This window comes from Nonomuraea sp. ATR24 (assembly GCF_041950485.1).
GTDB lineage: Bacteria > Actinomycetota > Actinomycetes > Streptosporangiales > Streptosporangiaceae > Nonomuraea > Nonomuraea ceibae.
In genome coordinates this window covers 45,448-69,266 of the sequence record NZ_JBGNUU010000027.1, presented here as the reverse complement: position 1 = coordinate 69,266, position 23,819 = coordinate 45,448, and the positions used below count along the sequence as shown (strand labels likewise).

Below are 23,819 nucleotides of genomic sequence, written 5' to 3'. Positions count from 1 at the left end.
GCCTCAGGGGCGGGTACGGCGCAGCCACGCGTACGCGGCCAGGCCGATCAGGCACCAGGCCAGCGAGGCGGCGGCCAGCGCGGGGAGCCGGTCGGCCAGCAGCCCGGAGTTCGCGGCGCGCATCCAGGCGGTGACCGGCACGCTGAGCCAGTGCAGCGGCGACGCGCTCACCATCAGCATCGCCAGGAAGCCGCCGACCAGCGCCATGATCGAGACGGCCGGTGACGGCAGGATCGCGCGGCTGGTGAGCGCGCCGAGCGCCAGGCCGGTGAGGATCGCCAGGGCGTGCAGGGCCAGGACGGCGGCCAGCTCGGCGCCCTGCGGGGTGGCGCTCACGCCGAGCAGCAGCCCCCACCCCAGGGCCAGCGCGTCGAAGGCGACACAGGCGGCGAGGGCGGCCAGCAGCCCGGCGGCGAGCTCGCGCCGGCGCCCGCCCGCGAGGGTGGCCGACAGCTCGCGCTGGCGGTCCGGCTCGGTGTCGAGCAGGCTCCTGGCGGCCCAGGCGAGGAACGGGATGATCAGCGCCGCCGAGTCGGTCAGCGCCGCCGCCTCCAGCCCTCGGGGCGCGCGGCTGCCGTGCAGGATGGCGAGCAGCGCCAGGATCGCCAGCAGCGCCTGGTAGACGCGGTGGGAGCGGACGTAGGCGGCGACCCGGAAGGCGGCCAGGGCGATCATCGGGTCTCCTCGCTCAGCTCGCGGGCCGCGTAGCCTTCGGCCCGCATGCGGCCGAGGAACGCGGCGACCTCCCCGGCCGGCACCGTGACCTCGACCGTGACGGGCGGCGCCTCCAGGACCGGCTCCGCCGGGGCGGCGGGCTCCGTGAGGAGGCCGCCGGTGAGCGACCAGTGGCGCAGCGACGGCAGGCCGCGCAGCCCGCCCTGGTGGTCGCTGGCCACGACGACGACGCCGCGCGCGGACAGGTCGGCGACGATCGGCGGGAGGGCGTCACGGGTGTCGGCGTCCAGCCCGGCGAACGGCTCGTCGAGCAGCAGGAGCCCCGGCTCGCCCATCAGCGCCTGGGCCAGCCCCACCTTGTGCGCGCTGCCCTTGGACAGCTCGCCGAGCCGCACGTCCAGCAGGTGTTGCATGGTGAGGCGTTCGGCCCACGGCCGCCAGCGGGCGCCGCCGCGCACCCGGGCCATGTGGTCGAGGTAGCGGGCCACGGTGAACGGCTGCTCGGTGGGGAAGCGGTCGGGGGCCAGGCCGACGACCGCGGGCCGGTCCGCGATGGTCCCGGTGGTGGGGGTGAGCAGCCCGGCCAGCAGGCGCAGGAGCGTGGACTTGCCGGCGCCGTTGACGCCGGTCAGCTCGATCACGTCGCCGGGGGACGCCTGTGCGTTGACATCCCTGATGACGGATTGGTCACGTCTTCTGTAGCGGAAGGACACGTTGGTCAGGCGCATGGTGCTGTAACGGTATAGCCCGGCTCGCATTGTCGTGATAAATGAACTCCACAATGGGAGGCGACCCCGGCAGAACTCAGGAGGAGTGGGCTTGAACCGCTTTCCGCGCGTCATGGGTATGCGTTCAGGCTATGACCCCGTCGAGGTCGACACGCTGATCGGGCGGATCGAGGCGACGCTGGGCAGGGGGCCGCGCGACCTGGAGCGCGTCACCGCCGACGAGGTGCGCACGGCGACGTTCCGGGCGCGGCGCGGCGGCTATCAGGAGACGGCGGTCGACTTCGCGCTGGAGGCGTTCGTGGTGGCGCTGGAGACGATGGCCAAGGCGCCGGTCCGGCTGGCGATGGCCGAGCCGACGGGGGAGATGCTGCGCGAGGAGTGGTTCGAGGGCCAGGCGGCCCGGGTGGAGCGGGTGGCGTTCCGGCCCGGCCGGATGGGCACCGGCTACAACGAGGACGAGGTCGACGCGTTCCTGGACCGGATCGTGGCCACGCTGCGGGGCACGACGGACTACCCGGTGTCGGCGGCCGAGGTCAGGGAGGCGAAGTTCGCCACCGTGATGTTCCGGGCGGGCTATCTGATCGCCGACGTGGACGAGTTCCTGGCGGGCATCGCGGACGTGCTGGAGCAGCGGGCCTGAGGACCCGAGGGCGGCTCAGATCGCCCGGACGAGCCCGCGCAGGTCGGGCTGCGTCTCCTGGAGGATCGCGGGGTCGGCGGGCCGCTCGCCCTGCCGGTTGATCCACACGCGGCGGATGCCGAGCTGGTGCGCCGGGACGAGGTCGTGCACGTAGCTCTGCGCCACGTGCACCCAGTGGGCGGGCCGGTGGGCGCGTTCGAAGGCGCTGAAGTGGGCGTGCGACGGCTTGTAGGCGCCCACCTGCTCGGAGGTCACCACGGCGTCGAAGGGCACCGGGAGCCGGCGGAGGGTCCCGGCGATGAGGTCGCGGTCGCAGTTGGTGAGCAGCGCCAGGTTCCAGCCGGCCTCGCGCACGGCCGACAGCTCGGTGCCGACCTCGGGGAAGACCGGCCAGTAGGGCAGGGTGTCGCCGAGCACGAAGGCGTCGTCGGGGGCGAGCGTCACCTTCTCCTGCGCGCAGGCCCGGCGCAGCGCCTCGGCCAGCACCTGCCGGTAGCGCATCGCGGGGTTCTCGGCCTGCACGTCGAGCTCGTGCCTGACGTACGCCTCCAGCAGGCGCTCGCCGTGACCGGGGGCGATCAGCTCGGCGCCGGAGCGGATGCCGTGCCGCCAGTCGACGAGCGTGCCGAAACAGTCGAACGTGACCCATCGCATAAGGCTCATCATGCGCCCTTGGCGATCTTTACGCGACCCGTCGCGCCGGTCAGGCGCGGGCTGGAGCCGGAGTGCCGGATCCTCTGAGGTGCCCGTGGCTCAGCAGGGCCACGATGACCGAGGTCACCGGGGCGGCCAGGAACGCGCCGGTGATGCCGGCGATCACGCTGCCGACCGTGATGGCCACGAGGATGACCGCGCCGGGCAGGTCGAGGGCCTTGCCGTAGATCTGCGGCGCCAGCACGTGGCCCTCGATCTGCTGCACGAGCACGGTCACCGCGACGACGATCAGCGCGATCAGCCAGCCCTTGGCCACGAACGCGACCACCGCCGCCAGCAGCCCGGCCATGAACGCCCCCACGACCGGCAGGAACGCGCCGACGAACGTGAGCACCGCCAGCGGCAGCGCGATCGGCACGCCGAGGATCCACAGTGCGAGCCCGATGAAGAACGCGTCGACGAGCCCGACGAGCGCCACCCCGCGGATGTAGCGGCCGATCACGGAGAACACCAGCTCCCCGGTCTCCATGAGCCGCTGCCGTGCCGAGGCGGGGAACAGCTCGACCAGCCAGTGCCACAGCCGGTCGCCGCCGTGCACGAAGTAGACCGCCAGGATGACGGCCAGCACGCCGCCCACCACGATCTCGCCGGCGGTCCGCACGCCGGCGATCGCGCCCGTGGTGATCTGGTGCTCCTGCTTGGCGAAGTAGTCGCGCGCCTGCTGGAGCAGCTGCTGGTCGTCGAGCCCCAGCCAGGCGGTGAACCGGTGCAGCTCCTCCAGCACCTTGCCGACGCTGGCGTGCATCTCGGCCACGCTGGCGATGGTGGGCGGCACGAGCAGCGCGCCCAGGCCGACGGCCAGCAGCAGGCCGCCGACGAAGACGACGGTGGTGGCGAGCGCCCGGTTGAGCCCGCGCCGCATCAGCCAGCGGGCGGGCGGGTAGAGCAGGGCGGTGATGAACAGGCCAATGATCACCGAGAGGACCACGGTGCTCACGATGGAGTAGCAGTAGAGCACCACCGCGATGATCGCGATCCAGCCCAGCGCTCGCCACGGCCTCATCCCCGCCCCCTTTTCGCTGCTCAGAGGCCTTCCCTCCGCGGCCCGGGGCAACCCCTCCGAGAGGGCTAAGCGGGCGGAGCCAGGTGCGGGCGTTGCTCCAGCTTGTCCTTCTCGTACGCGCCGCGCGCCTCGCCCGCCGCCCGGGTGGTGGACACCTCGGCGACCGGGACGTCCCACCACGCCTCGGACGACGGGGTGTCGACGTGCGGGTCGGTGACCACGTGGATCACCGTGGTCGTGGTGGCGGCGCGGGCCTCGTCCAGGGCCTTGCGCAGCTTGGCGAGCGTGCCGGCGCGCACGACGGTGGCGCCGAGGCTGGCCGCGTTGGCCGCCAGGTCCACCGGCAGCGGCCCGCCGTCGTAGCGTCCGCCGCCCCGGTAGGCGTAGGCGGTGCCGAGCCGTTCGGCGCCGACGCTCTCGGAGAGGCGGCCGATGGAGGCGAAGCCGGAGTTGTCCACCAGGACCACGGTCAGCTTGACCCCTTCGGCGACGGCCGTGACGAGCTCCTGCGCCATCATCAGGTAGGACCCGTCGCCCACCATGACGAACACCTCGCGTGACGGGTCGGCGAGCTTGACGCCGAGCCCGCCGGCGATCTCGTAGCCCATGCACGAGTAGCCGTACTCGACGTGATAGCTGCCCGGACCGCTGGGCCGCCAGAGCTTGTGCAGGTCGCCGGGCATGGACCCGGCGGCGCAGATCACCACGCCGTCGTCGCCGGCCGCGGCGTTGACCGCGCCGATCACCGCGGGCTGCGGGAGCGGCGAGCCGTCGAGGGCGTACGCCTCGTCGACCAGCGCGTCCCAGGCGCGCGACAGCTCCGCGGCGCGGGCGCGGTGGGCGGCGGGGGCGGCCCAGCCGTCGCAGGCGGCGGCCAGGTCGGCCAGGCCCTCGCGGGCGTCGGCGACGAGCTGGAGCCCGGACAGCTTGGCCGCGTCGAAGCCGGTCACGTTCAGGTTGACGAACCGGGCGTCCGGCGCGAACAGCGAGCGGGAGGCCGTGGTGAAGTCGCTGTAGCGGGTGCCGATCCCGATGATCACGTCGGCCTCGCGGGCCAGCGCGTTGGCGGCCGTGGTGCCGGTCGCGCCGACGGCGCCCATCGCCATCGGGTGGCCGTACGGCAGTGCGCCCTTGCCCGCCTGCGTCTCGGCGACGGGGACGCCGTAGGTCTCGGCGAAGGCGCGCAGCTCGGCGGACGCCTCGCTGTAGAGGACGCCGCCGCCCGCGACGATCAGCGGGCGCTCGGCCGACCTGATCACCTCGGCGGCGCGGGCCAGGGCGGCGCGTTCGGGCCGGGGCCTGGGGACGTGCCACACGCGCGGGGCGAACAGCTCGGCGGGCCAGTCGGCGGCCTCGGCCTGCACGTCCTGCGGCAGCGCCAGCGTCACCGCGCCGGTCTCGGCAGGGTCGGTGAGCACCCGCATGGCCGCCAGCAGCGACGACGGGAGCTGCTCGGGCCGGTTGATCCGGTCCCAGAACCGGGAGACCGGCTTGAACGCGTCGTTGACGGAGATGTCGTACGAGCGCGTGTCCTCCAGCTCCTGGAGCACCGGGCTGGCCACGCGGGTGGCGAAGATGTCGCCCGGCAGCAGGAGCACCGGCAGCCGGTTGATCGTCGCCCCGGCCGCGCCGGTGATCATGTTGGTCGCGCCGGGCCCGATGGAGCTCGTGCAGGCCAGCGTGGACAGCCGGTTGCTCGCGCGGGCGTAGGCGGCGGCGGTGTGCACCATCGCCTGCTCGTTGCGGCTGAGGTAGTAGGGCAGCTCCGCGCCGGGGGCGGCCAGCGCCTGGCCGAGCCCGGCGACGTTGCCGTGACCGAAGATGCCGAAGCAGCCGCCGAACAGCCGGTGCTCCACGCCGTCGCGCTCGGTGCGCTGGGCGGCGAGGAAGCGCACCACGGCCTGGGCCACGGTAAGCCTCATGAGGTCCTCCCGAAGGGCAGCCTGGGGTCGATCTCCTGGCCGGTCCAGGAGCCGCGGATCCAGGCGTGGCGGGGATCGTCGCAGAACGCCATCGACCGCTCGGCGGCGGGTCCGGCCAGCACGTTCAGGTAGTACAGGTCGTAGCCGGGCGCGGCCATCGAGGGCCCGTGGTAGCCGTAGGGCACGAGCACCACGTCGCCGGAGCCGACCTCGGCCAGCGTGTCGACGTGGCCCCGTCCGGAGCCGTAGACGCGCTGGTAGCCGAGGCCCTGGTCGGCCACCTCGAAGTAGTAGATCTCCTCCAGCACGGCCTCGCCGGGGCCGGCGGTGTCGTGCTTGTGCGGCGGGTAGGACGACCAGTTGCCGCCCGGCGTGAGCACCTCGACGGCCACGAGCTTGTCGCACGCGAACGCCTCGGGTGAGGCGAAGTTGTTGACCTGGCGGCTGGCCTGCCCGGCGCCGCGCAGCTCGACGGAGACCGCCGACGCGGGCACGTACCGGGCCTCCAGGCGGCGGCCGGCCCGCGCGGACGGCAGCGCGATCCGGCCGGCGCCCTCCAGCACGACGTGCTCGCCGATCGGGACGTAGGCGAAGTCGGACGGCCCGTCGAACACCGACGGCCGGCCGGACAGCTCAAACGTGCCGGAGCCGTGCGTGACCGTGCACGAGCCCGACAGCGGCAGGACCAGCATCTCCTCGCCGCCGGTGTCGAAGGCGACCGGGGCGCCGTCCAGGTCGGCGATCCGCAGCCCGGAGTAGTCCCACCCGGCCAGGCCGGGGGTGATCTCGACGGCCCAGGGAGCCGCGGCGGCCTTGCCGTACGGAATGTAAGTCATGAACCAGCCTCTCGCACCAGGGTCGCGGCGCCGTCCACGGCGGTGGCGACGTCGTCGTCCGGAGGGTAGAGCAGAGCGCGCCCGACCACGAGCCCCCGCACGCCGGGCAGCAGGAGCGCGCGCCCCCAGTCGGCGTAGGCGGCGGCCACGTCGGGTGGGTCGCCGCCGAGCAGCAGCGCGGGCAGCGTGGTGGCGGCCATGACGCGCTCCATCTCGGCGACCGCGGGGATCTTCAGCCAGGTGTAGGCGGAGGTCACGCCGAGGGCCTGGGCGACGCTGATGGCCCGGATGACGGCGTCGGGCGACAGGTCGTTGCGCACGGCCCCGCTCTCCGAGCGCACCGACCAGAACGGCTCGACCATGGCCAGGAGCCGGCGCCGGGCCAGGTCGGTGACGGCGCGGGCGCACGACTCCAGGGTGGCCACGCTGGCGTGGTCGCCGGGGTCGATGCGGCAGAGCATCTTGCCGCCGTCGAGGCGCATGTCGCCGATGGAGGCCGCGTCGAAGCCGGTGAAGCGGTCGTCCAGCTCGAACACCGAGCCCTGGAGCCCGCCCCGGTTCATGGAGCCGAAGGCCAGCTTGCCTTCGAGCGCGCCGAGCAGGAGCAGGTCCTCCAGCACGTCGGGGGAGGCCAGGATGCCGTCGACGCCGGGCCTGGCCAGCGCCACCTGGAGCCGGTCGAGCAGGTCGACGCGGCTGGCCATGGCCAGCGGCCGGTCGCGTACGGCCAGCGCGCCGCGCGCCGGATGGTCGGCGGCGATGATCAGCAGGCGTTCGTCCTCGGCGGGCAGGCCGCGCCGCTGCCGGCGGGCGGCGGCGTGGGCGATCTCCTCGGGCCGGGTGGCGCGGATGTGGGTGAGCTGCTCGTAGCCGACGCTTCGGGGCAGCGTGATGTCGCTCAAGGACGGGCTCCCGTCTGGAGCGCGAGCACCTCGTCGGTGGAGGGCATCGCGTCGGCGCAGGCCAGGCGGGCGGCGACGTGCGCGCCGGCCGCGTTGGCGAAGCGGAGGGTACGTTCCAGCGGCCAGCCGCGCACCAGGCCGAGGCAGAGCGCCCCGCCGAACGCGTCGCCGGCGCCGAGCCCGTTGACCACCTCGACGGGCACGGGCTCGACGACGACGTGCTCGTCCTTGGTGCGGGCCAGCACCCCGGCGGGGCCCAGCTTGACCACGGCCACCTCCATGCCGGCGTCGAGCAGCGCCTGCGCCGCCTCTTCGGGGTCGCGGGTGCCGACGGCGATCTCCACCTCGTCGAGGTTGCCGACGGCCACGTTGGCGTGCCCGAGCGCGCGGCGCACCTCGCGGCGGGCGGCCTCGGGCGACTCCCACAGCGTGGGGCGGTGGTCCAGGTCGAACACCGTCCACCCGGACGTGCGGGCCTCCAGCGCGGCGGCGTGCGCGGACCGGCTGGGCTCCTGGCTCAGCCCGGTGCCGGTGAACCAGAAGACCGACGCCTCGCGGATCGCGGCCAGGTCCAGCGACTCGGGTGTCAGCCGCAGGTCAGGCGGATGCTCGCCCCGGTAGAAGTAGATCGGGAAGTGGTCGGGCGGGAAGATCTCGCAGAACGTGACCGGGGTGGGCGGCCCCTCGACCGTGCCCACGAAGGCGTCGTCCACACCGAACCCGCGGATCGCCTGCCGTACCCATTCGCCGAAGGGATCCGCGCCCACGGCGGTCACCACGGCGGAGCGCAGCCCGTGTCGGGCCGCCGCTACCGCGACGTTGGTCGGGCTGCCGCCGAGGAACTTGCCGAAGGTCTCGACGTGGGCCAGGCCCACGCCGGTCTGCAGCGGATAGATGTCGACGCCGCAGCGGCCGATCGTGATCAGGTCGAACAACGCACCTCCAGAGATGGAGCCTTCCGCCCAACACTATGGCATATTGTCATGACATTCGGATGTCCGCTATGTTACTGAATGTGCCCTGGCCGTATCCCCCGATGGGTGGCCCCGCCGGCGCGTCGCATAGTGTCGGGCTGGCGGTCCGTCTCCCAACGGGCAAAGTCGCAGCATGAGGGCACGCTCCTGGATATGGCAAGGTCTTTACGTCATATGGATGTCATGACATATTGGCCCTGACTTCCTCCCTTTTAGGACGTGTCGGAGGGTTTGCATGGTGTTGCGTAAAAGGTCGGTGGTCGCGGTGTTGGCCGCGTCCGCGCTGGGACTCGCCGGGTGCGGCCAGTCGTCCGGCGGTGGCGGAGGTGACGCCATCGAGCTGACGATCAGCCAGAACGCCATCGCCGGCGGCAAGAACGCGGCAGCCGCCGACCACATCGCCAACTGGGTGATCCCCAAGTTCGAGGAGGCCCAGAAGGCCAAGGGCAAGGACGTCACGGTCAAGTTCGTCCCCAGCGGAGTCGACGACGAACAGTACAAGACCAAGCTCTCCCTGGACCTGAAGTCAGGCAAGGGCGCGGACGTGATCGACATCGACGGCATCTGGGCGGGCGAGTTCGCCGAGGCCGGCTACATCAAGCCGCTGGCCGAGCTGGTCGGCCCCGAGGCGGACAGCTGGGACGGCTGGCAGCAGATCCCCGAGGCCGTGCAGGGCCTGGCCACCTTCGAAGGCAAGAAGTACGCGCTGCCGGTCGGCACCGACGGCCGCGTCCTCTACTTCAACAAGACGCTGTTCACCAAGGCCGGGCTGCCCGCCGACTGGCAGCCCACGAGCTGGCAGGAGATCCTCGACGCGGCCGCCAAGCTCAAGTCGTCCGGCGTCCCCGTGCCGATCCAGATCAACGCCGGCACCGCGATGGGCGAGGCCACCACGATGCAGGGCGTGCTGCCGCTGCTCGCGGGCGCGGGCGGCGAGGTGCAGAAGGACGGCAAGTGGACCGGCGCGTCCCAGCCGCTGAAGGACACCCTCGGCCTCTACCAGAAGATCTACGGCGGCGGCCTCGGCGACCCCAAGCTCCAGCAGGAGGCCAAGGGCCGCGACAAGTCGTTCCAGCAGTTCGCCGAGGGCAAGATCGGCATCCTGCTCGAAGGCGACTACTTCTGGCGCGGCGTGGTCAACCCCAAGGACGGCGTCGCCAAGATGGACGACCGCGACCAGGTCGTCGGCTACGCCAAGATCCCGGCCATCGAGCCCGGCAAGGGCATCCGCGGCCAGGACTTCGTCAGCATGTCCGGCGGCGCGCTGCGCACGGTCAACCCCAACACCAAGCACCCGAAGGAAGCCTTCGAACTGCTCGCCTTCACGCTCTCGGCCGACGCGCTGAAGGAGGAGACCAAGGACGGCAACGTCCGGATCACCCCGCGCAGCGACGTCAACAAGGAGATCCTGGCCGGTGAGCCGCTGCTGACCTACATCTCCGAGCAGGTGCTGCCGCTGACGGCCTACCGGCCGCCGGTCGCGCTCTACCCGCAGGTGTCGGTCGCGCTGCAGGAGGCCACCGCCGCGGTGGCCGGCGGCACCCCGGCCGACCAGGCGGCCGCGGACTACCAGAAGAAGCTCGAAGGGCTCGTCGGTGGCGCAGGTAACATCGCCTCCTGAGCCGGCCGAGGTCGTCAGCCCGGCCCCCGCCCGCCGCTACAGCTCCGACGCGGCGGGCCTGGGCCGGCTGCGGGCGGGCGCCTTCGTGGCGCCCGCTCTGGCGCTGATCGCGGTCTTCCTGGTCTTCCCCGCGCTCTGGGTGATCTACCTGGGGCTGACGAACTACCGGCTGACCGGCGCCGCCGCGGCCGAGCCGCAGTTCGTCGGGCTGGACAACTTCGTCAAGGCCGTCACCGACCCGGAGTTCTGGGACTCCACCTGGCTGACCTTCCAGTTCGTGCTGGGCTCGGCCGTCATCGGGCAGGTGGTGCTCGGCTTCACCCTGGCCTGGATGCTGAAGGACCGGCGCGGCACGCTCAAGAGCGTGGTCGAGGGCCTGGTCATCCTGGCCTGGATCCTGCCGAGCGCCGTGGTGTCGTTCCTGTGGGTGGCGCTGCTCGACCGCGACGCCGGCACCCTCAACGCGCTGCTCGGCATCCCCGGCTTCGCCTGGCTGCTCGACCACCCGATGCTGTCGATCATCATCTTCAACACCTGGCGCGGCACCGCGTTCTCGATGATGCTCTACGGCGCGGCGCTCGGGAACGTGCCGCCGTCGCACCTGGAGAGCGCCCGGCTGGCCGGGGCGTCCGGCTGGCAGCAGTTGCGCGACGTGGTGTTCCCGCACATCCGCGGGCACATCCTGACCAACCTGCTGCTGATCAGCCTGTGGACGTTCAACGACTTCAGCCCCTTCCTGCTCACGGCGGGCGGCCCCGACGGCAAGTCCGAGGTGCTGGCCGTGCACGTGTACAAGGTCGCGCTGCAGAACGGCGACCTGGGCTACGGCGCGGCGATCTCCACCGTGATCCTGCTCATCAACCTGGTCGTGGCGGTGTTCTACCTGCGGCTGCTCAGGAGCAAGAAATGACCCGCACCTGGGCCGGGCGGATCGGCTTCTACACGCTGATCGCGGTGCTCCTGGCCTTCTTCACGATCCCGCTGCTGTGGCTGGCCGCGGCGCCGTTCACCTCGGATCCGACGTACGAGGTCCGGATGCCGGACTTCACGTTCGAGAACTTCCAGACGATCATCGAGCACCCGTACGCGCTCGGCTCGCTGGTGAACTCGCTGATCCTGGCGATCGGCACCGCGCTGCTCGTGGTGGTGCTGTCGGCGCTGGCCGCCTACGCGCTCAGCCGGGTGCGCATCCCGGGCCGCGACGCGCTGCTCTACGCGCTGCTGCTGCTCTCGTCGATCATCACCGGGACCGCCGCGATGGTGCCGCTGTTCCAGCTCGCCATCGAGCTCGGCCTGATCGACTCGCACACCGGGCTGATCCTCATCCTGACCGGCGGCCTGCTGCCGGCCGCGATCTTCATGATCAAGGACTTCATGGACGCCACGCCGAAGTCCTACGAGGAGTCGGCGCGGGTGTTCGGCGCCTCGCCGCTCCAGATCGTCCGCCACGTGGTCACCCCCGTGGTGCGGCCCGGCCTGGCGACGATCGCGGTGTGGACGATCGCCAACGTGTGGGGCAACTTCCTGATGCCGTTCCTGCTGCTCAGCGACGTGGAGAAGCAGCCGGCCGCAGTGATCATGTACACCCTCTACACCGAGGGCGGCCAGGCCAACCTCAGGGTGCTGTCGACCTTCGGCCTGCTCTACTCGGTACCGGTCGTGCTCATGTACCTGTTCGTCAGCAAGAAGTACGGCTTCCGCTTCCACGGAGGGATCAAGCGCTAAATGGCCGCTATCGAACTTCGGGGCCTGACCAAGGTCTATCCCGGCGGGGTGAAGGCGCTCGACTCGCTCGACCTGACCGTCCCCGACGGCGAGTTCTTCGCCCTGCTCGGCCCCTCGGGCTGCGGGAAGACCACGCTGCTGCGCACGATCGCCGGGCTGGAGACCGCCACCGGCGGCGCCGTCGTGATCGGCGGGCGGGACGTGACCGGCGTGCAGCCGGGCGGACGCGACATCGCCATGGTCTTCCAGGACTACGCCCTGTTCCCGCACATGGACGTCAGCGACAACATCGCCTACCCGCTGCGCATCAAGAAGGTCCCCAAGGCCGCCCGCCACGCCAAGGCCGCCGAGGTCGGCGCCAGGCTCGGCCTGGAGCAGCTCATGGACCGGCGGCCCGGCCAGCTCTCCGGCGGCCAGCAGCAGCGCGTCGCGCTGGCCCGCGTCATGGCCACCCAAGCGCAGGCGTTCCTGTTCGACGAGCCGCTGTCCAACCTGGACGCCCGGCTGCGGCTGGAGGCGCGCACGTTCCTGAAGAAGCTCCAGCGCGAGCTCGGCGTCACGACCGTCTTCGTCACCCACGACCAGGCCGAGGCGCTGGCGATGGCCGACCGCATGGCCGTCATGGAGGCCGGGCACATCCGCCAGATCGGCACCCCCGCCGAGGTGTTCCAGCGGCCCGCCAACACGTTCGTGGCCGCCTTCATCGGCTCCACCCCGATGAACCTGCTGGACGCCGTCGTCAGGGGTGACACGCTGGAGGTGGCCGGGTGCAAGCTGCCCGTCCCCGCCTCCGCGGAAGGACTCCTGACCGAGGGGGAGAAGCTGGTGTACGGGGTGCGTCCCGAATACATGACCTATTCGGCGCAGCCGGTCGACGGGTCGCTGACCGGCGGCGTCGTCATCCTGGAGAACCTGGGGGCCTCCCACCTGGTCACCCTGGACGTGGCGGGCGTGCTCGTGCAGGCCGTCGTCCCCGAGGGGCACGAGCCGGCGCTGGGCGAGCAGGGCTACGCGGTGCCCCGGGGCGACCGGGCGCTGGTCTACCGTGACGGCGAGCTGGTGACGGCATGAGCGTGATCCGCGGGCACTGGAGCCTGGACGACCGGCTGGAGCGCATCCTGCGCGAGGTGCCCTTCGAGGTGCCCGAGGGCGCCCCGGCGGTCACCGTACGGCTGTCCTACGACCGGTCGCAGGGCGTGCTCGACCTCGGCTGCGGCGGCCCCGGCGGGTTCCGCGGCTGGTCGGGCGGCGCCCGCGACTCCTACACGATCACCCCGGGCTGGGCCACGCCCGGCTACCTGCCCGGCGAGCTCGAAGCGGGCCAGTGGCAGGTGTGGCTGCGGCTGCACCGCGTCCCGCCGCAGGGCCTCGACTACACGCTGGAGATCGACACCGCGCCCGTGCCCGAGCCGGAGAGCGCCGAGCCGCCGCACGGGGAGCGCCCGCCGCGCCGCGACATCCCGGACGTCGGCGGGCTGCGCTGGTTCGCCGGCGACTTCCACGCCCACACGCTGCACAGCGACGGGGCGCTCACCGTCGCCGAGCTGGCGGAGCTGGCGCTGGGGCGCGGCCTGGACTTCCTCGCCGTCACCGACCACAACACCGTCAGCCACCACCCCGAGCTGGCCAAGGCCGGCCGGGCCATCACGCTGCTGCCCGGCCAGGAGGTCACCACCGACCGGGGGCACGCCAACGTGTTCGGCGACGTCGGCTGGGTCGACTTCCGGCAGCCCGCCGACTCCTGGGTCGAGCACGCCGATCGGGCGGGCGGGCTGATCTCCATCAACCACCCGCTCGGCGGCGACTGCGCGTGGCTGCAGCCGCTCACCGAGCGGCCCAGGATCGCCGAGGTCTGGCACTCCGGCTGGTGGGACCGCCGCTGGGGCGCGCCCCTGGCCTGGGCCGACGCCTGGCACCCCGACCTGGTGGCGATCGGCGCCAGCGACTTCCACCGGCCCGGCTCCGACGGGCTGCCCGGCTCGCCCACCACGTGGGTGCTGGCCGAGGACCCCGGCGCGGCGTTCGACGCCGTAGCGGCGGGCCGCACGGCGATCTCCGCCGGGCCCGGCGCGCCGCTGCTCCTGCGGCTGGGCGACGAACTGCTCGCCCTGGACGCCGACGGGCTCATCCTGGTCCGCCCCGGCGGCGCCCGCCAGGTGATCCGCGGCGACCGCGTGCTGCTGCCCGCCGCCGAAGGGCGGCACCGACTCGAAACCTACGAGAACGAGGTGATGGCTCTATGCGCCTGATCAGTGTCGCCAACGCCCCGGTGAGCTTCGGCGTGTTCGAGCTGAGCGACGCCCCGCCGCCGCTGACCGCCGCCGAGATGGTCGGCGCGATCGCCGGCGCCGGCTACGCGGGCATCGACCTCGGCCCCATCGGCTACCTCGGCACCAAGGACGACCTGGCCGAGCGGCTGGGCGGGCTGCTGCTCGCAGGCGGCTGGGCCGACCTGCGCTACAGCGACGCCGAGGCGTTCAAGCAGGGGCTGGCCGCGCTCGACGCGACGCTCGACGTGTTCGACGCCGCCCCGGCCGCGCCCGCGCACCTGGCGCCCCGGCCCACGCTCGGCTGCTCCGGCTCGCCCGCGCGCTTCGCCCGCCCCGGCGGGAACGCGCCCGGGCTGGCGGCGTCCGAGTGGGCCGGTTACGCCTCCCGCGTCCAGGAGGCGGCCCAGCGCTGCCGCGACCGCGGCTACGAGCCCGCCTTCCACCACCACCTCGGCACGTACGTCGAGACGCCCGAGGACGTCGAGCGGCTGCTGGAGCTGACCGACGTGCAGCTCTGCCTCGACACCGGCCACCTGCTGCTGGCCGGCGGCGACCCGGTGACCGCGCTGCGCGACTGGTCGGGCCGCGTCGGCCACGTCCACGTCAAGGACGGCGACCGCGCGATCCTCGCCCAGGCCCTGGCCGACGGCGTGGACCTGCGCGAGCTGATGGGCCGCGGCGGCTTCGCGCCGCTCGGCGAGGGCGAGCTCGACCTGCCCGGAGTGATCAGCACGCTCGGCGAGATCGGCTACCAGGGCTGGGTCATCATCGAGCAGGACACGCTGCCCGGACGCCGGTCAGTTGAGCGGAACATCGCCGATCAAGCTGCCAATCGCGAGAAGCTACGGGAACTCGGACTTTGAGGCCACGCCGGAGGGGCTGGCTGGTTGAGACCATGCTGGAGGAGCGGGTTTGAAGATCGCGCTTGTCGGATGCGGAGCCGTCACGCAAGCGGTGTACGTGCCGTTGCTGTCGCGCCGCCGAGATCTGTTCGAGGTGACGGCCGTCTGCGACCTGTCGCGGACGCTCGCCGACGCCGTGGGTGACCGGCTCGGCGCCCCCGGCCGCCACACCGAGCTCGCCCGGATGCTGGAGGCCGGCGGCTTCGACGCCGTGCTCGTGCTCGCCTCCGGCTCCCACGGCGAGACCGTGCGGCAGGCGCTCGCGGCCGGCTACGCCGTGCTGTGCGAGAAGCCGCTGGCGCTGACCCGCGCCGAGGTGGACGCGCTGCCCGAGGGGCGGCTCATGGTCGGCTACATGAAGCAGTACGACCCGGCCGTGCGCCGGGCCGAGGAGTTGCTGGCCGAGCTCGGCGGCCCGGGGCGGATCCGGTCGGTCGAGGTGACCGTGCTGCACCCGAGCGGGGAGTCGCAGCTCGCCTTCGCCAACCTGACCCAGGCCCGCGACGTGTCCCCGGAGCTGCTCGCCTCGCTGCGGGCGGCCGAGGACGGGCTGGTGTCGAAGGCGCTCGGCGAGTCCGCGCCCGCCGCCGTGCGCTCCCTGTACGGGGTGGCGCTTGGGTCGATCTGTCACGACCTGTCACTGCTGCGCCGCTTCACCGGCTCCCCCCACGAGATCGCGTACGTCGAGACCTGGGGGGAGGCGCCCGGGTCGATCGAGATCTCCGGGCCGCTGCCCGCCGCCGGCCGGTTCGCCATCCGCTGGCACTACCTGGAGGACTACCCGGCCTACCGCGAGAGCGTGGTCATCCACCACGACAGCGGCTCGCTGGAACTGGTCTTCCCCTCGCCCTACCTGATGAACGCGCCCACCACGCTCACCGTCGTGTCCGGCGGCGAGAGCCGCACCGAGTGGCGTGACGTGACCGAGGCGTTCGAGGTGCAGCTGGCCGCCTTCCACGCGTTCGTCAACGACGGCAAGCCGCCGCTGACCGACGCCGCCGGAGCGCTGGAGGACATCGTCACCGCTCAGCGCATCGCCGCCCGCTACGCCGTCCAGCACGACCTGCCGATCGGAGGCGAAGCCGCATGACCGCGGAGATCGTCGTCGTCCCGCACACCCACTGGGACCGCGAGTGGTACGAGCCCTTCCAGCGTTTCCGGCTGCGGCTGGTGGCGCTGCTGGACGAGGTGCTCGACACGATGGAGAAGGACCCCGACTACCACTTCACGCTCGACGGGCAGCTCGCCTGCGTGGACGACTACCTGGAGGTGCGCCCGGAGAACCGCGACCGGATCGCCGCCCTGGTCGAGTCCGGGCGGCTGGCGGTGGGGCCGTGGCAGATCCTGCTCGACGAGTTCCTGTGCTCGGGCGAGAACATCGTGCGCAACCTGGAGCTCGGCATGGCCAGGGCGGACAAGCTCGGCGGCGCGATGGCCGTCGGCTACCTGCCGGACATGTTCGGGCACACCGCGCAGATGCCGCAGATCCTCAGGCGGGCCGGGCTGCTGCACGCCTGCGTCTACCGGGGCGTGCCCGCGTCCGTCACCACCGACGCCTTCGCCTGGGTCGCGCCCGACGGCACCGCCATCCGGGCCCAGTACCTGCCCGCCGGCGGCTACGGCAACGGCGCCCACCTGTTCGAGGACCCCGCCCAGCTCGGCGAGCGCGGCGCCGCGTTCGTCCGCACCATGCGCGGCTGGCACGGTCCCGACGGGCCGCTGCTGGCCATGTACGGCACCGACCACTCCGCCCCGGTGCGCGGCCTGCCCGACATGGTCAAGCAGCTCGGCGCCCGCATGGACACCCTGTCCGGCTACATCGAGGCGCACTCCGCCGACGTGACCGGGCTGCCCCGCGTCACCGGCGAGCTGCGCTCGCACGCCCGGGCCAACATCCTGCCGGGCGTGATCTCCGTACGCGCCCACGTCAAGCAGGCGATGAGCCGCGCCGAGCGGATGGTCGAGCGCTACGCCGAGCCGCTGGCCGCGCTCTGGGGCGGCGAGTGGCCCGGCCGCTTCCTCGACATGGCCTGGTGGCGGCTGGTCGACGCCAGCGGCCACGACTCGGTCACCGGCTGCGGCGTGGACGAGACCGCCCAGCAGGTGGCGGCCCGCATCGCCGAGGCCGAGCACCTGGGCCAGGCCGTGCGCGACATGGTGACCGCCCGGCTGGCCGGAACGGTGCCGTCCGGCGCCGTGCTCGTCGTCAACCCGACGCCCGCCCCGAGACGCGGCGTCGTGGCGATCAACGTGGCCGGCAGCGACCCGCTGCTCGACGCCGACGGGGTCAAGGTCCCGCTCCAGCCGCTGGAGTACGCCCCGACGCTGCTGCTCGACGAGGAGATGGACCCGGCCACCGCGCTGACCTTCATCCACGGCACCGAGCTGTACGGCCAGCACATCACCGGCTGGTCGGTCGACGACGGCGTGCTGACCTTCACCGTCGCCCGCGAGTCGAGCGCGGCCTTCAACGTGGGCCAGGTGCGCGGCGCGCTGGAGGGCGTGACCCGCGTCCGCATCCTCGCCGAGGCCCGCCGCACGCTCGCCGCGTACGTGAGCACGCCGCCGCTCGGCCACGCCGCGGTGCGCACCGCCCCCTACTCGGAGGTGGCCGGGGCCCCGTCCGGCGACCCGTTCGTGCCGGTGCGCGCCGAGGAGCGGATGCTCGACAACGGGCTGCTCAACGTCGAGGTGGCGCGTGACGGCACGCTCACGCTGACCAGCGCCGACGGCGTCACGCTGACCGGGGCGGGGCGGATCGTCGACGGCGGCGACGTGGGCGACAGCTACAACTACGCGCCTCCGGCCCACGACCGCGTCGTGCAGGACCCGGAGTCGGTGCACGTGTCGAAGGTGTGCTCGGGGCCGCTGGTGGCGGCGTTCGACGTGTGGCGCACCTACCAGTGGCCGGCCGCCGGCGACGGGATCGACGGCACCCCGGAGATCCCGGCGCAGTCGCGTACCGAGGTCACCGAGGAGATCGCCGTCCGCACCCGGGTCGAGCTGCGCGCGGGCGAGCCGTTCGCGCGGCTGACCGTGGAGTTCGACAACCGGTGCGCCGACCACCGGGTGCGGCTGCACGTGCCGCTGCCCGAGCGGGCGACGCGGTCGCACGCCGAGGGGCAGTTCGCCGTCGTCACGCGCGGCCTGGACGCCGAGGGCGGCTGCGGCGAGGAGCCGCTGCCGACGTTCCCCGCCTCCTCGTGGGTGGCGGCCGGGGGAGTGGCGGCGCTGCTGGAGCACGTCACCGAGTACGAGCTGGTCGACGACGGGAAGGAGCTGGCGCTCACGCTGCTGCGCTCGATCGGCTTCCTGTCGCGCAACCGTCACGTGCTGCGCCCCGAGCCCGCCGGGCCGCAGCTGCCGACCCCGGCGGCGCAGTCGCGCGGGCTGCGCTCGGTGGAGCTGGCGCTGATGCCCTACAGCGGCACCTGGAAGGCGGTGCCCGAGGCGGCCGAGACGTTCCGGCACGACCTGCTGGCCGTGGCGGGCACCGGCGACCCGGCGCTGCCGCTGCCCGCGCCCGCCGCGGGGCTGTCGGTGGCCGGTGACGGCGTCGTCATGACGTCGCTGCGGGTCCGCGACGGGTGGCAGGAGCTGCGCGTGGTCGCGCTCACGGACGAGGCGACCGAGGCGGTCGTCGAGGGCGGGTTCACCCGGGCGCGCCTCGCCGACCTGCGCGGGCGCCCCGGCGCGGAGGTGCCGGTGACCGGCGGGGTGCTGCGGCTGCCCCTGTCGGCCTGGGAGATCGCGACGGTCCAGCTCTCCTAGTCGTGCAGGCCGAGCTGGCGGGCCGCCTGGAGGGCCAGCCAGACCTCGGCGAAGGCGGCGCTGGACGACAGGTCGCGGCCCGTCAGGGCGGCGAAGCGGCGCAGCCGGTAGGCGAGCGTGTTGGGGTGGATGTGCAGGGCGGCCGCCGCGTCCTCGGTGCGGCGGTCGCGTTCCATCCAGGTGCGCACCGAGGCGAGCAGCCGTGAGTCGTGCGCCTCGTCGTAGGCGAGCACCTCGCCCAGCACGTCGTCCACCAGCGCGGTGAGTGTGTCGGCGTCGTCGGGCAGCCACCGGCCGGTGGTGTCGTCGCCGTAGTGGACGAGCGGCCGGCCTGACGCGGCGGCCCGGTCGGCGGCCCAGACGGCCTCGCGCCGGGCCACCCGGGTGGACCCGCCCGCCGCGAACGGCCTGCTCACCCCGGTCCGCGCCCCGGCCGGCGCCGTGAGCGCGTCGCCCAGCCCGGGGGCGCCGAGCACGTAGTGGTCGCTGCCGCGCCGCAGCATCAGGTGCGGATGGTCGGCCAGCGCCCGGCGCAGCGCGTCGTCGGCCGCGCCCCGTACGACCATCAGGACCGTCTCCCCGTCGGCGGCCAGGCCGAGCCGGGCCAGGCGGCGGCGGGCCGTGGCCTGGTCGAGCACGTCCTGCAGCAGCTCGGCCAGCGTCTCGGCGCCCTCGCGGCGCAGCGTCTCGCGCTCGTGCCTGGCCATCGCCACCTGGAGGGCCGCGACCGTGGCGATGTGCTGCACCACGGCTAGCCCGGCGGGCCTGGCGCCCTCCCGCTCGAAGGCCACCAGGAACCCGGCCGGGCCGCCGGGTGCGGGCACCGGCAGCGCGAAGCCGCCCGGGATCGTGGGCGGCGCGTCGGGGGCCGACGGCAGCGCGTCGAGCGACGGCACGGGCACCCCGGGCAGCAGCGGGCGCCCCTGCGGCGTGCACAGGTAGACGTCGTAGCCCGACAGCCGCTCCAGCCGTTTGAACAGCGTGGCCGTGTCCAGGTCCTCGGCGGCCAGCCAGCGCAGCGCGCCGAACACCTGCAACTGCGCGCCCAGCCGGTGCCGGGCGTCCTCCTGCACGGCCGCGGCCACCTCCTGGGCGATCGCGATGAACGGCACCGCCAGCGGCACCTCCAGCACCGGCATCCCGCGCGCCTCGGCCGCCTCGAAGAACGCCTCGTGCAGCGGCGGCACGTGGAGCTGCGCCGACAGCGCCAGCGCCGAGACGCCCGCGTCGTCCAGCCGCTCCAGGTAGGCGCGCTGCCGGGCCGCCGCGCGTGGCACGCCGATGCCCGTCGTCATGATCACCTCGGCGCCGAGCAGCCACGGCGTCGGGTCGTCCAGCTCGCTCACGTGCGCCCACGACACCGACCGCCCCACCCCGGCCTCGCCGGCGAGCAGGCGGAGCTGGAGCGCGGGCGAGCGCAGCAAATCCTCGACCGTCACCTTGTGCTCAGCCACAACCCCCACCGTAGTACTTCGTGAATCGCCCAATTGCCGCAGGTCAGAGAGGTGACGTTGACTGCGTGCATGCACACAGGCCCCGTCGACTCCGCCCGGGTCCCGCGTTTCGCCGGACCCGCCACCTTCGCCCGTCTGCCCCGCCTCGACGAGGTGGGCCGCGCCGACGTGGCCGTGGTCGGAGTGCCGTTCGACAGCGGCGTCTCCTACCGGCCCGGCGCCCGGTTCGGCCCGTCGGCCGTGCGCGAGGCGTCGCGGCTGCTGCGGCCCTACCACCCCGGCCTGGACGTCTCCCCGTTCGAGCGGGTCCAGGTGGCCGACGCCGGTGACATCGCGGCCAACCCGTTCCACATCGGCGAGGCCATCGAGAGCATCGAGGCCGCCGCCGACGCGCTGGACGCCCGCCTGGTGACGATCGGCGGCGACCACACGATCGCGCTGCCGCTGCTGCGCTCGGCCGCCAGGAAGCACGGGCCGGTGGCGCTGCTGCACTTCGACGCCCACCTCGACACGTGGGACACCTACTTCGGCGCCGAGTACACGCACGGCACCCCGTTCCGGCGGGCCGTCGAGGAGGGCATCGTCGACACCGAGGCGCTCAGCCACGTCGGCATCCGCGGCCCCCTCTACGGCAAGAAGGACCTGGAGGAGGACCGGCGGCTCGGCTTCGGCATCCTCACCGCCGCCGACGTGCTGCGGCGCGGCCTCGACGAGGTGATCGACGCGCTGCGGCAGCGGATCGGCGACCGGCCGCTGTACGTGTCCGTCGACATCGACGTGCTCGACCCGGCGCACGCCCCCGGCACCGGCACCCCGGAGGCGGGCGGCCTGACCAGCCGCGAGCTGCTGGAGATCCTGCGCGGCCTGGCCGGGACGAACCTCGTCGGCGCGGACGTGGTCGAGGTGGCCCCCGCCTACGACCACGCCGAGATCACCTCCGTCGCCGCCTCCCACGTCGCCTACGACCTGGTCAGCCTGCTCGCCCTGCGGGAGAAGCCATGAGCACGAGCATCACCGAGATCGAGACGTACGGCGTCGAGCGCATCCCCGACGCCGAGCGCACCGCCCGGCCGGTCGACCTGTTTCGGGTCGCGTTCGGCGGCGCGAACACCTTCGCCACCTGTGTGCTGGGCGCCTTCCCGATCCTGTTCGGGCTGTCGTTCTGGCAGGGGCTGGCCGCGACCGTGCTCGGGCTGGCCGTCGGGGCGCTCATCCTGGCGCCGCTGTCGCTGTTCGGGCCGCTGAACGGGACCAACAACGCGGTGTCGTCCTCGGCGCACCTGGGCGTGCACGGCCGGATCGTCGGCTCGTTCCTGTCGCTGCTGACGGCGATCGCGTTCTTCTCCATCTCCGTGTGGTCCTCCGGCGACGCGCTCGTCGGCGGCGCGCACCGGCTGGTGGGGCTGCCCGACACCGACGTCACCTACGGCGTCGCGTACGCGCTGTTCGCCGGGCTCGTGCTGGTGGTGTGCGTGTACGGGTTCCGCTTCATGCTGTTCGTCAACAAGATCGCGGTGGCGGCGGCGTCGCTGCTGTTCGTGCTGGGCGCGGTCGCGTTCGCCGGCGACTTCGACCCGTCCTACCCGGGGACGCTGGCCGCCGGTGACCCATTGTTCTGGCCGTCGTTCATCGGGGCGGCGCTCATCGTGCTGTCGAACCCCGTGTCGTTCGGCGCGTTCCTGGGCGACTGGTCCCGCTACATCCCGGCCTCGACGCCGCGCTCGAAGGTGATGGCCGCCGCGTTCCTGTCGCAGATCGCCACCATCCTGCCGTTCTTCTTCGGCCTGGCCACCGCGTCGATCATCGCCGCCAAGGCCGCCGAGTACATGGATCCGGCCGCGCCCAACTACGTCGGCGGGCTGCTGGCCATCGCGCCGGCCTGGTACTTCGTGCCCGTCTGCCTCATCGCGCTGATCGGCGGCATGTCCACCGGCACCACGTCCCTCTACGGCACCGGGCTGGACTTCTCCAGCGTCTTCCCGCGCTTCTCGCGGGTGCGGGCGACGGTGTTCATCGGGACGCTGTCGATCGTGTTCATCTTCGTCGGCCGCTTCGCGGCCAACCTCACGCAGAGCATCTCCACGTTCGCCACCCTCATCATCACCTGCACCGCGCCGTGGATGGTGATCATGATGCTGGGGTACGTGACCCGCCGGGGCTGGTACGACCCGGAGGCGTTGCAGGTGTTCAACCGGAGGCAGACAGGCGGCCGCTACTGGTTCGCCCACGGCTGGAACGCGCGGGGACTGGCCGCCTGGCTCGTCTCGGCGGCGCTGGCGCTGGCGTTCGTCAACCTGCCCGGCCAGTTCGTCGGGCCGCTCGGCGGGCTGGCGGGCGGGATCGACATCTCGCTGCCGGTCGGCCTGGGCACGGCGGCGGTGCTCTACCTGGCGCTGCTGGCCGTCTTCCCGGAGCCGCGCGAGGTCTACGGCCCCGACGGGCCGCGCCTGGTGCGCTCGGCCGACACCCCGGTGCCGCCGATCGCCGGGGCCGAGGCGGCGGTGTGAGCGGGGAGCTCGTCGACCTGTCGGTGCCGCTGGCCACCGGGATGCCGGTCTACCCGGGCGACCCCGAGGTGAGCGTCGAGCCCGCGCTGACCACCGGCCGCGACGGCGTCAACGTGCTGCGGCTGCACCTGGGCTCGCAGTCGGGTACGCACGTCGACGCGCCCTACCACGTCGACGACACGCTGCCCCGGCTCGACGCCCTGCCGCTGGACCGCTTCGCCGGGCCCGCCGTGGTGGTGGACGCGCGCGGGCTGGGACCGCGGGCGGCCATCACGCCGGAGCGTCTGGGGGCCGTGCCTGCCGGGGCGCCGATCGTGCTCGTGGCGACCGGCTGGTCGGCCCACTGGGGGAGCGAGGCGTACCGGGCGCATCCGTACCTGACCGAGGAGGCGGCGGAGCTGCTGGTCGCGGCGGGGACGCGGACGGTGGGGATCGACGCGCTGAGCGTCGACCCGACGCCGGCGGCGGACTTCCCCGCGCACCGGGTGCTGTGCGGCGCCCACGCGGTGATCGCCGAGAACCTCACCGGGCTCGACCGGCTGCTGGAGGCACAGGCGGCGGGCCTGGCGGTCGAGGTGTGGCTGATGCCGATCCGGCTCGGCGGCGCCGACGGGGCGCCGGTGCGGGCGGTGGCCCGCCTGGGTCAGCGCGTGCCCCAGGAGTAGGTCTGCTTGCGCAGCTTCAGGTAGACGAACGACTCGGTGGCGCGCACCGCCGGGATGGCGCGGATCTTGCTCAGGATCTCCAGCAGGTGGCTGTCGCCCTCGCACACCACTTCCACGATGACGTCGAAGGAGCCCGCCGTGAGCACCACGTAGTCGATCTCCGCGATCGCCGAGAGCTCGTCGGCCACGGCCTCCAGGTCGCCCTCGCAGGTGACGCCGATCATGGCCTGGCGGGGGAAGCCGAGCGTCAGCGGGTCGGTCACCGCGACGATCTGCATGACCCCGGCGTCCTGGAGGCGCTGGACCCGCTGCCGCACGGCTGCCTCGGACAGGCCGACCGCCTTGCCGATCGCGGCGTAGGGTTTGCGGCCGTCCGCCTGGAGCTGCTCGATGATCTGCTTGGCCAGGTCGTCGAGAACGACCGGACCCGGCGAGGCGCCGGAGCCGCGGCGCACCCGAGGCGGCGTCGTCATGGCGAGGAATCCTCCTAGCGGTCCGGCGTTACGGGGG

The 23,819-nt window shown here is 73.1% G+C and carries 22 protein-coding genes; 12 read left to right on the top strand and 10 right to left on the bottom strand.

The window, feature by feature from the left end; all coding sequences use genetic code 11:
• Window positions 1–3: 3 nt before the first annotated feature.
• Together ACBI99_RS40385 and ACBI99_RS40380 are read right to left on the bottom strand one after the other, a co-directional pair.
• A complete protein-coding gene (locus ACBI99_RS40385; RefSeq protein ID WP_219509995.1) occupies window positions 4–675 on the bottom strand; it encodes a hypothetical protein in 672 nt (223 codons plus the stop codon).
• On the bottom strand, window positions 672–1,403 hold the full coding sequence (locus tag ACBI99_RS40380) for an ATP-binding cassette domain-containing protein (RefSeq protein ID WP_375074874.1): 732 nt from the start codon (window positions 1,401–1,403) through the stop codon (window positions 672–674). Before ACBI99_RS40380 ends, ACBI99_RS40385 begins: the two co-directional genes overlap by 4 nt.
• A gap of 118 nt (window positions 1,404–1,521) precedes the next feature.
• On the opposite strand from ACBI99_RS40380, the gene ACBI99_RS40375 reads away from it, so the two are divergent.
• A complete protein-coding gene (locus ACBI99_RS40375) occupies window positions 1,522–2,043 on the top strand; it encodes a DivIVA domain-containing protein (RefSeq protein WP_219509993.1) in 522 nt (173 codons plus the stop codon).
• A 15-nt stretch (window positions 2,044–2,058) separates the two neighbouring features.
• Here ACBI99_RS40375 and ACBI99_RS40370 read toward each other — a convergent pair whose 3' ends face one another.
• The 6 genes from ACBI99_RS40370 to iolC form a co-directional block, all read right to left on the bottom strand.
• The gene (locus ACBI99_RS40370; RefSeq protein ID WP_375074873.1) at window positions 2,059–2,697 is read right to left on the bottom strand and encodes an HAD-IA family hydrolase; all 639 of its coding nucleotides are present in this window, start codon (window positions 2,695–2,697) and stop codon (window positions 2,059–2,061) included.
• Between the two features lie 49 nt (window positions 2,698–2,746).
• The gene (locus ACBI99_RS40365) at window positions 2,747–3,760 is read right to left on the bottom strand and encodes an AI-2E family transporter (RefSeq protein ID WP_219509991.1); all 1,014 of its coding nucleotides are present in this window, start codon (window positions 3,758–3,760) and stop codon (window positions 2,747–2,749) included.
• Between the two features lie 65 nt (window positions 3,761–3,825).
• Complete coding sequence (gene iolD, locus ACBI99_RS40360; RefSeq protein ID WP_375074872.1) at window positions 3,826–5,682, bottom strand: 3D-(3,5/4)-trihydroxycyclohexane-1,2-dione acylhydrolase (decyclizing); 1,857 nt, start codon at window positions 5,680–5,682, stop codon at window positions 3,826–3,828.
• A complete protein-coding gene (gene iolB, locus ACBI99_RS40355) occupies window positions 5,679–6,518 on the bottom strand; it encodes a 5-deoxy-glucuronate isomerase (protein WP_219509988.1) in 840 nt (279 codons plus the stop codon). The genes iolD and iolB overlap by 4 nt, the downstream gene beginning before the upstream one ends.
• Window positions 6,515–7,420 carry a deoxyribose-phosphate aldolase gene (locus ACBI99_RS40350; protein ID WP_246646053.1) on the bottom strand — a complete coding sequence of 302 codons (906 nt, stop codon included), beginning with the start codon at window positions 7,418–7,420 and terminating at the stop codon, window positions 6,515–6,517. Before ACBI99_RS40350 ends, iolB begins: the two co-directional genes overlap by 4 nt.
• Window positions 7,417–8,355, bottom strand: a complete 939-nt coding sequence (gene iolC / locus ACBI99_RS40345; protein ID WP_364180309.1) for a 5-dehydro-2-deoxygluconokinase — start codon at window positions 8,353–8,355, stop codon at window positions 7,417–7,419. Before iolC ends, ACBI99_RS40350 begins: the two co-directional genes overlap by 4 nt.
• A 274-nt stretch (window positions 8,356–8,629) precedes the next feature.
• Here iolC and ACBI99_RS40340 point away from each other — a divergent pair, with 274 nt between their 5' ends.
• From ACBI99_RS40340 to ACBI99_RS40305, 8 genes are read left to right on the top strand one after another with little or no spacing between them, the layout of a single operon-like run.
• Window positions 8,630–10,015: an extracellular solute-binding protein gene (locus ACBI99_RS40340; RefSeq protein ID WP_357590404.1), complete on the top strand. Its 1,386-nt coding sequence runs from the start codon at window positions 8,630–8,632 to the stop codon at window positions 10,013–10,015.
• The gene (locus ACBI99_RS40335; protein WP_364180305.1) at window positions 9,990–10,925 is read left to right on the top strand and encodes a sugar ABC transporter permease; all 936 of its coding nucleotides are present in this window, start codon (window positions 9,990–9,992) and stop codon (window positions 10,923–10,925) included. Before ACBI99_RS40340 ends, ACBI99_RS40335 begins: the two co-directional genes overlap by 26 nt.
• Window positions 10,922–11,740 carry a carbohydrate ABC transporter permease gene (locus ACBI99_RS40330; RefSeq protein WP_219509985.1) on the top strand — a complete coding sequence of 273 codons (819 nt, stop codon included), beginning with the start codon at window positions 10,922–10,924 and terminating at the stop codon, window positions 11,738–11,740. The genes ACBI99_RS40335 and ACBI99_RS40330 overlap by 4 nt, the downstream gene beginning before the upstream one ends.
• Window positions 11,741–12,811: an ABC transporter ATP-binding protein gene (locus tag ACBI99_RS40325; RefSeq protein ID WP_219509984.1), complete on the top strand. Its 1,071-nt coding sequence runs from the start codon at window positions 11,741–11,743 to the stop codon at window positions 12,809–12,811.
• Window positions 12,808–13,989 (top strand): CehA/McbA family metallohydrolase, encoded by a 1,182-nt coding sequence (locus tag ACBI99_RS40320; protein WP_246646051.1) that lies wholly within the window; start codon window positions 12,808–12,810, stop codon window positions 13,987–13,989. Before ACBI99_RS40325 ends, ACBI99_RS40320 begins: the two co-directional genes overlap by 4 nt.
• The gene (locus ACBI99_RS40315) at window positions 13,980–14,873 is read left to right on the top strand and encodes a TIM barrel protein (RefSeq protein ID WP_246646050.1); all 894 of its coding nucleotides are present in this window, start codon (window positions 13,980–13,982) and stop codon (window positions 14,871–14,873) included. The genes ACBI99_RS40320 and ACBI99_RS40315 overlap by 10 nt, the downstream gene beginning before the upstream one ends.
• 49 nt (window positions 14,874–14,922) lie before the next feature.
• The gene (locus ACBI99_RS40310) at window positions 14,923–16,002 is read left to right on the top strand and encodes a Gfo/Idh/MocA family protein (protein WP_219509983.1); all 1,080 of its coding nucleotides are present in this window, start codon (window positions 14,923–14,925) and stop codon (window positions 16,000–16,002) included.
• Window positions 15,999–18,683, top strand: a complete 2,685-nt coding sequence (locus ACBI99_RS40305; protein WP_375074871.1) for an alpha-mannosidase — start codon at window positions 15,999–16,001, stop codon at window positions 18,681–18,683. The genes ACBI99_RS40310 and ACBI99_RS40305 overlap by 4 nt, the downstream gene beginning before the upstream one ends.
• Here ACBI99_RS40305 and ACBI99_RS40300 read toward each other — a convergent pair.
• A complete protein-coding gene (locus ACBI99_RS40300; protein WP_357590398.1) occupies window positions 18,680–20,137 on the bottom strand; it encodes a PucR family transcriptional regulator ligand-binding domain-containing protein in 1,458 nt (485 codons plus the stop codon). The genes ACBI99_RS40305 and ACBI99_RS40300 overlap by 4 nt on opposite strands.
• Window positions 20,138–20,206: 69 nt before the next feature.
• Here ACBI99_RS40300 and speB point away from each other — a divergent pair, with 69 nt between their 5' ends.
• The 3 genes from speB to ACBI99_RS40285 are packed head-to-tail and all read left to right on the top strand — an operon-like array spanning window position 20,207 to window position 23,309.
• Window positions 20,207–21,139 carry an agmatinase gene (speB, locus tag ACBI99_RS40295; protein ID WP_357590396.1) on the top strand — a complete coding sequence of 311 codons (933 nt, stop codon included), beginning with the start codon at window positions 20,207–20,209 and terminating at the stop codon, window positions 21,137–21,139.
• Window positions 21,136–22,644: a purine-cytosine permease family protein gene (locus ACBI99_RS40290; protein WP_375074870.1), complete on the top strand. Its 1,509-nt coding sequence runs from the start codon at window positions 21,136–21,138 to the stop codon at window positions 22,642–22,644. The genes speB and ACBI99_RS40290 overlap by 4 nt, the downstream gene beginning before the upstream one ends.
• The gene (locus tag ACBI99_RS40285; RefSeq protein WP_375074869.1) at window positions 22,641–23,309 is read left to right on the top strand and encodes a cyclase family protein; all 669 of its coding nucleotides are present in this window, start codon (window positions 22,641–22,643) and stop codon (window positions 23,307–23,309) included. The genes ACBI99_RS40290 and ACBI99_RS40285 overlap by 4 nt, the downstream gene beginning before the upstream one ends.
• Here the strand turns inward: ACBI99_RS40285 and ACBI99_RS40280 are convergent.
• The gene (locus tag ACBI99_RS40280) at window positions 23,288–23,782 is read right to left on the bottom strand and encodes an Lrp/AsnC family transcriptional regulator (RefSeq protein WP_219509977.1); all 495 of its coding nucleotides are present in this window, start codon (window positions 23,780–23,782) and stop codon (window positions 23,288–23,290) included. The two genes, ACBI99_RS40285 and ACBI99_RS40280, sit on opposite strands and share 22 nt — an antisense overlap.
• Between the last annotated feature and the right edge of the window lie 37 nt (window positions 23,783–23,819).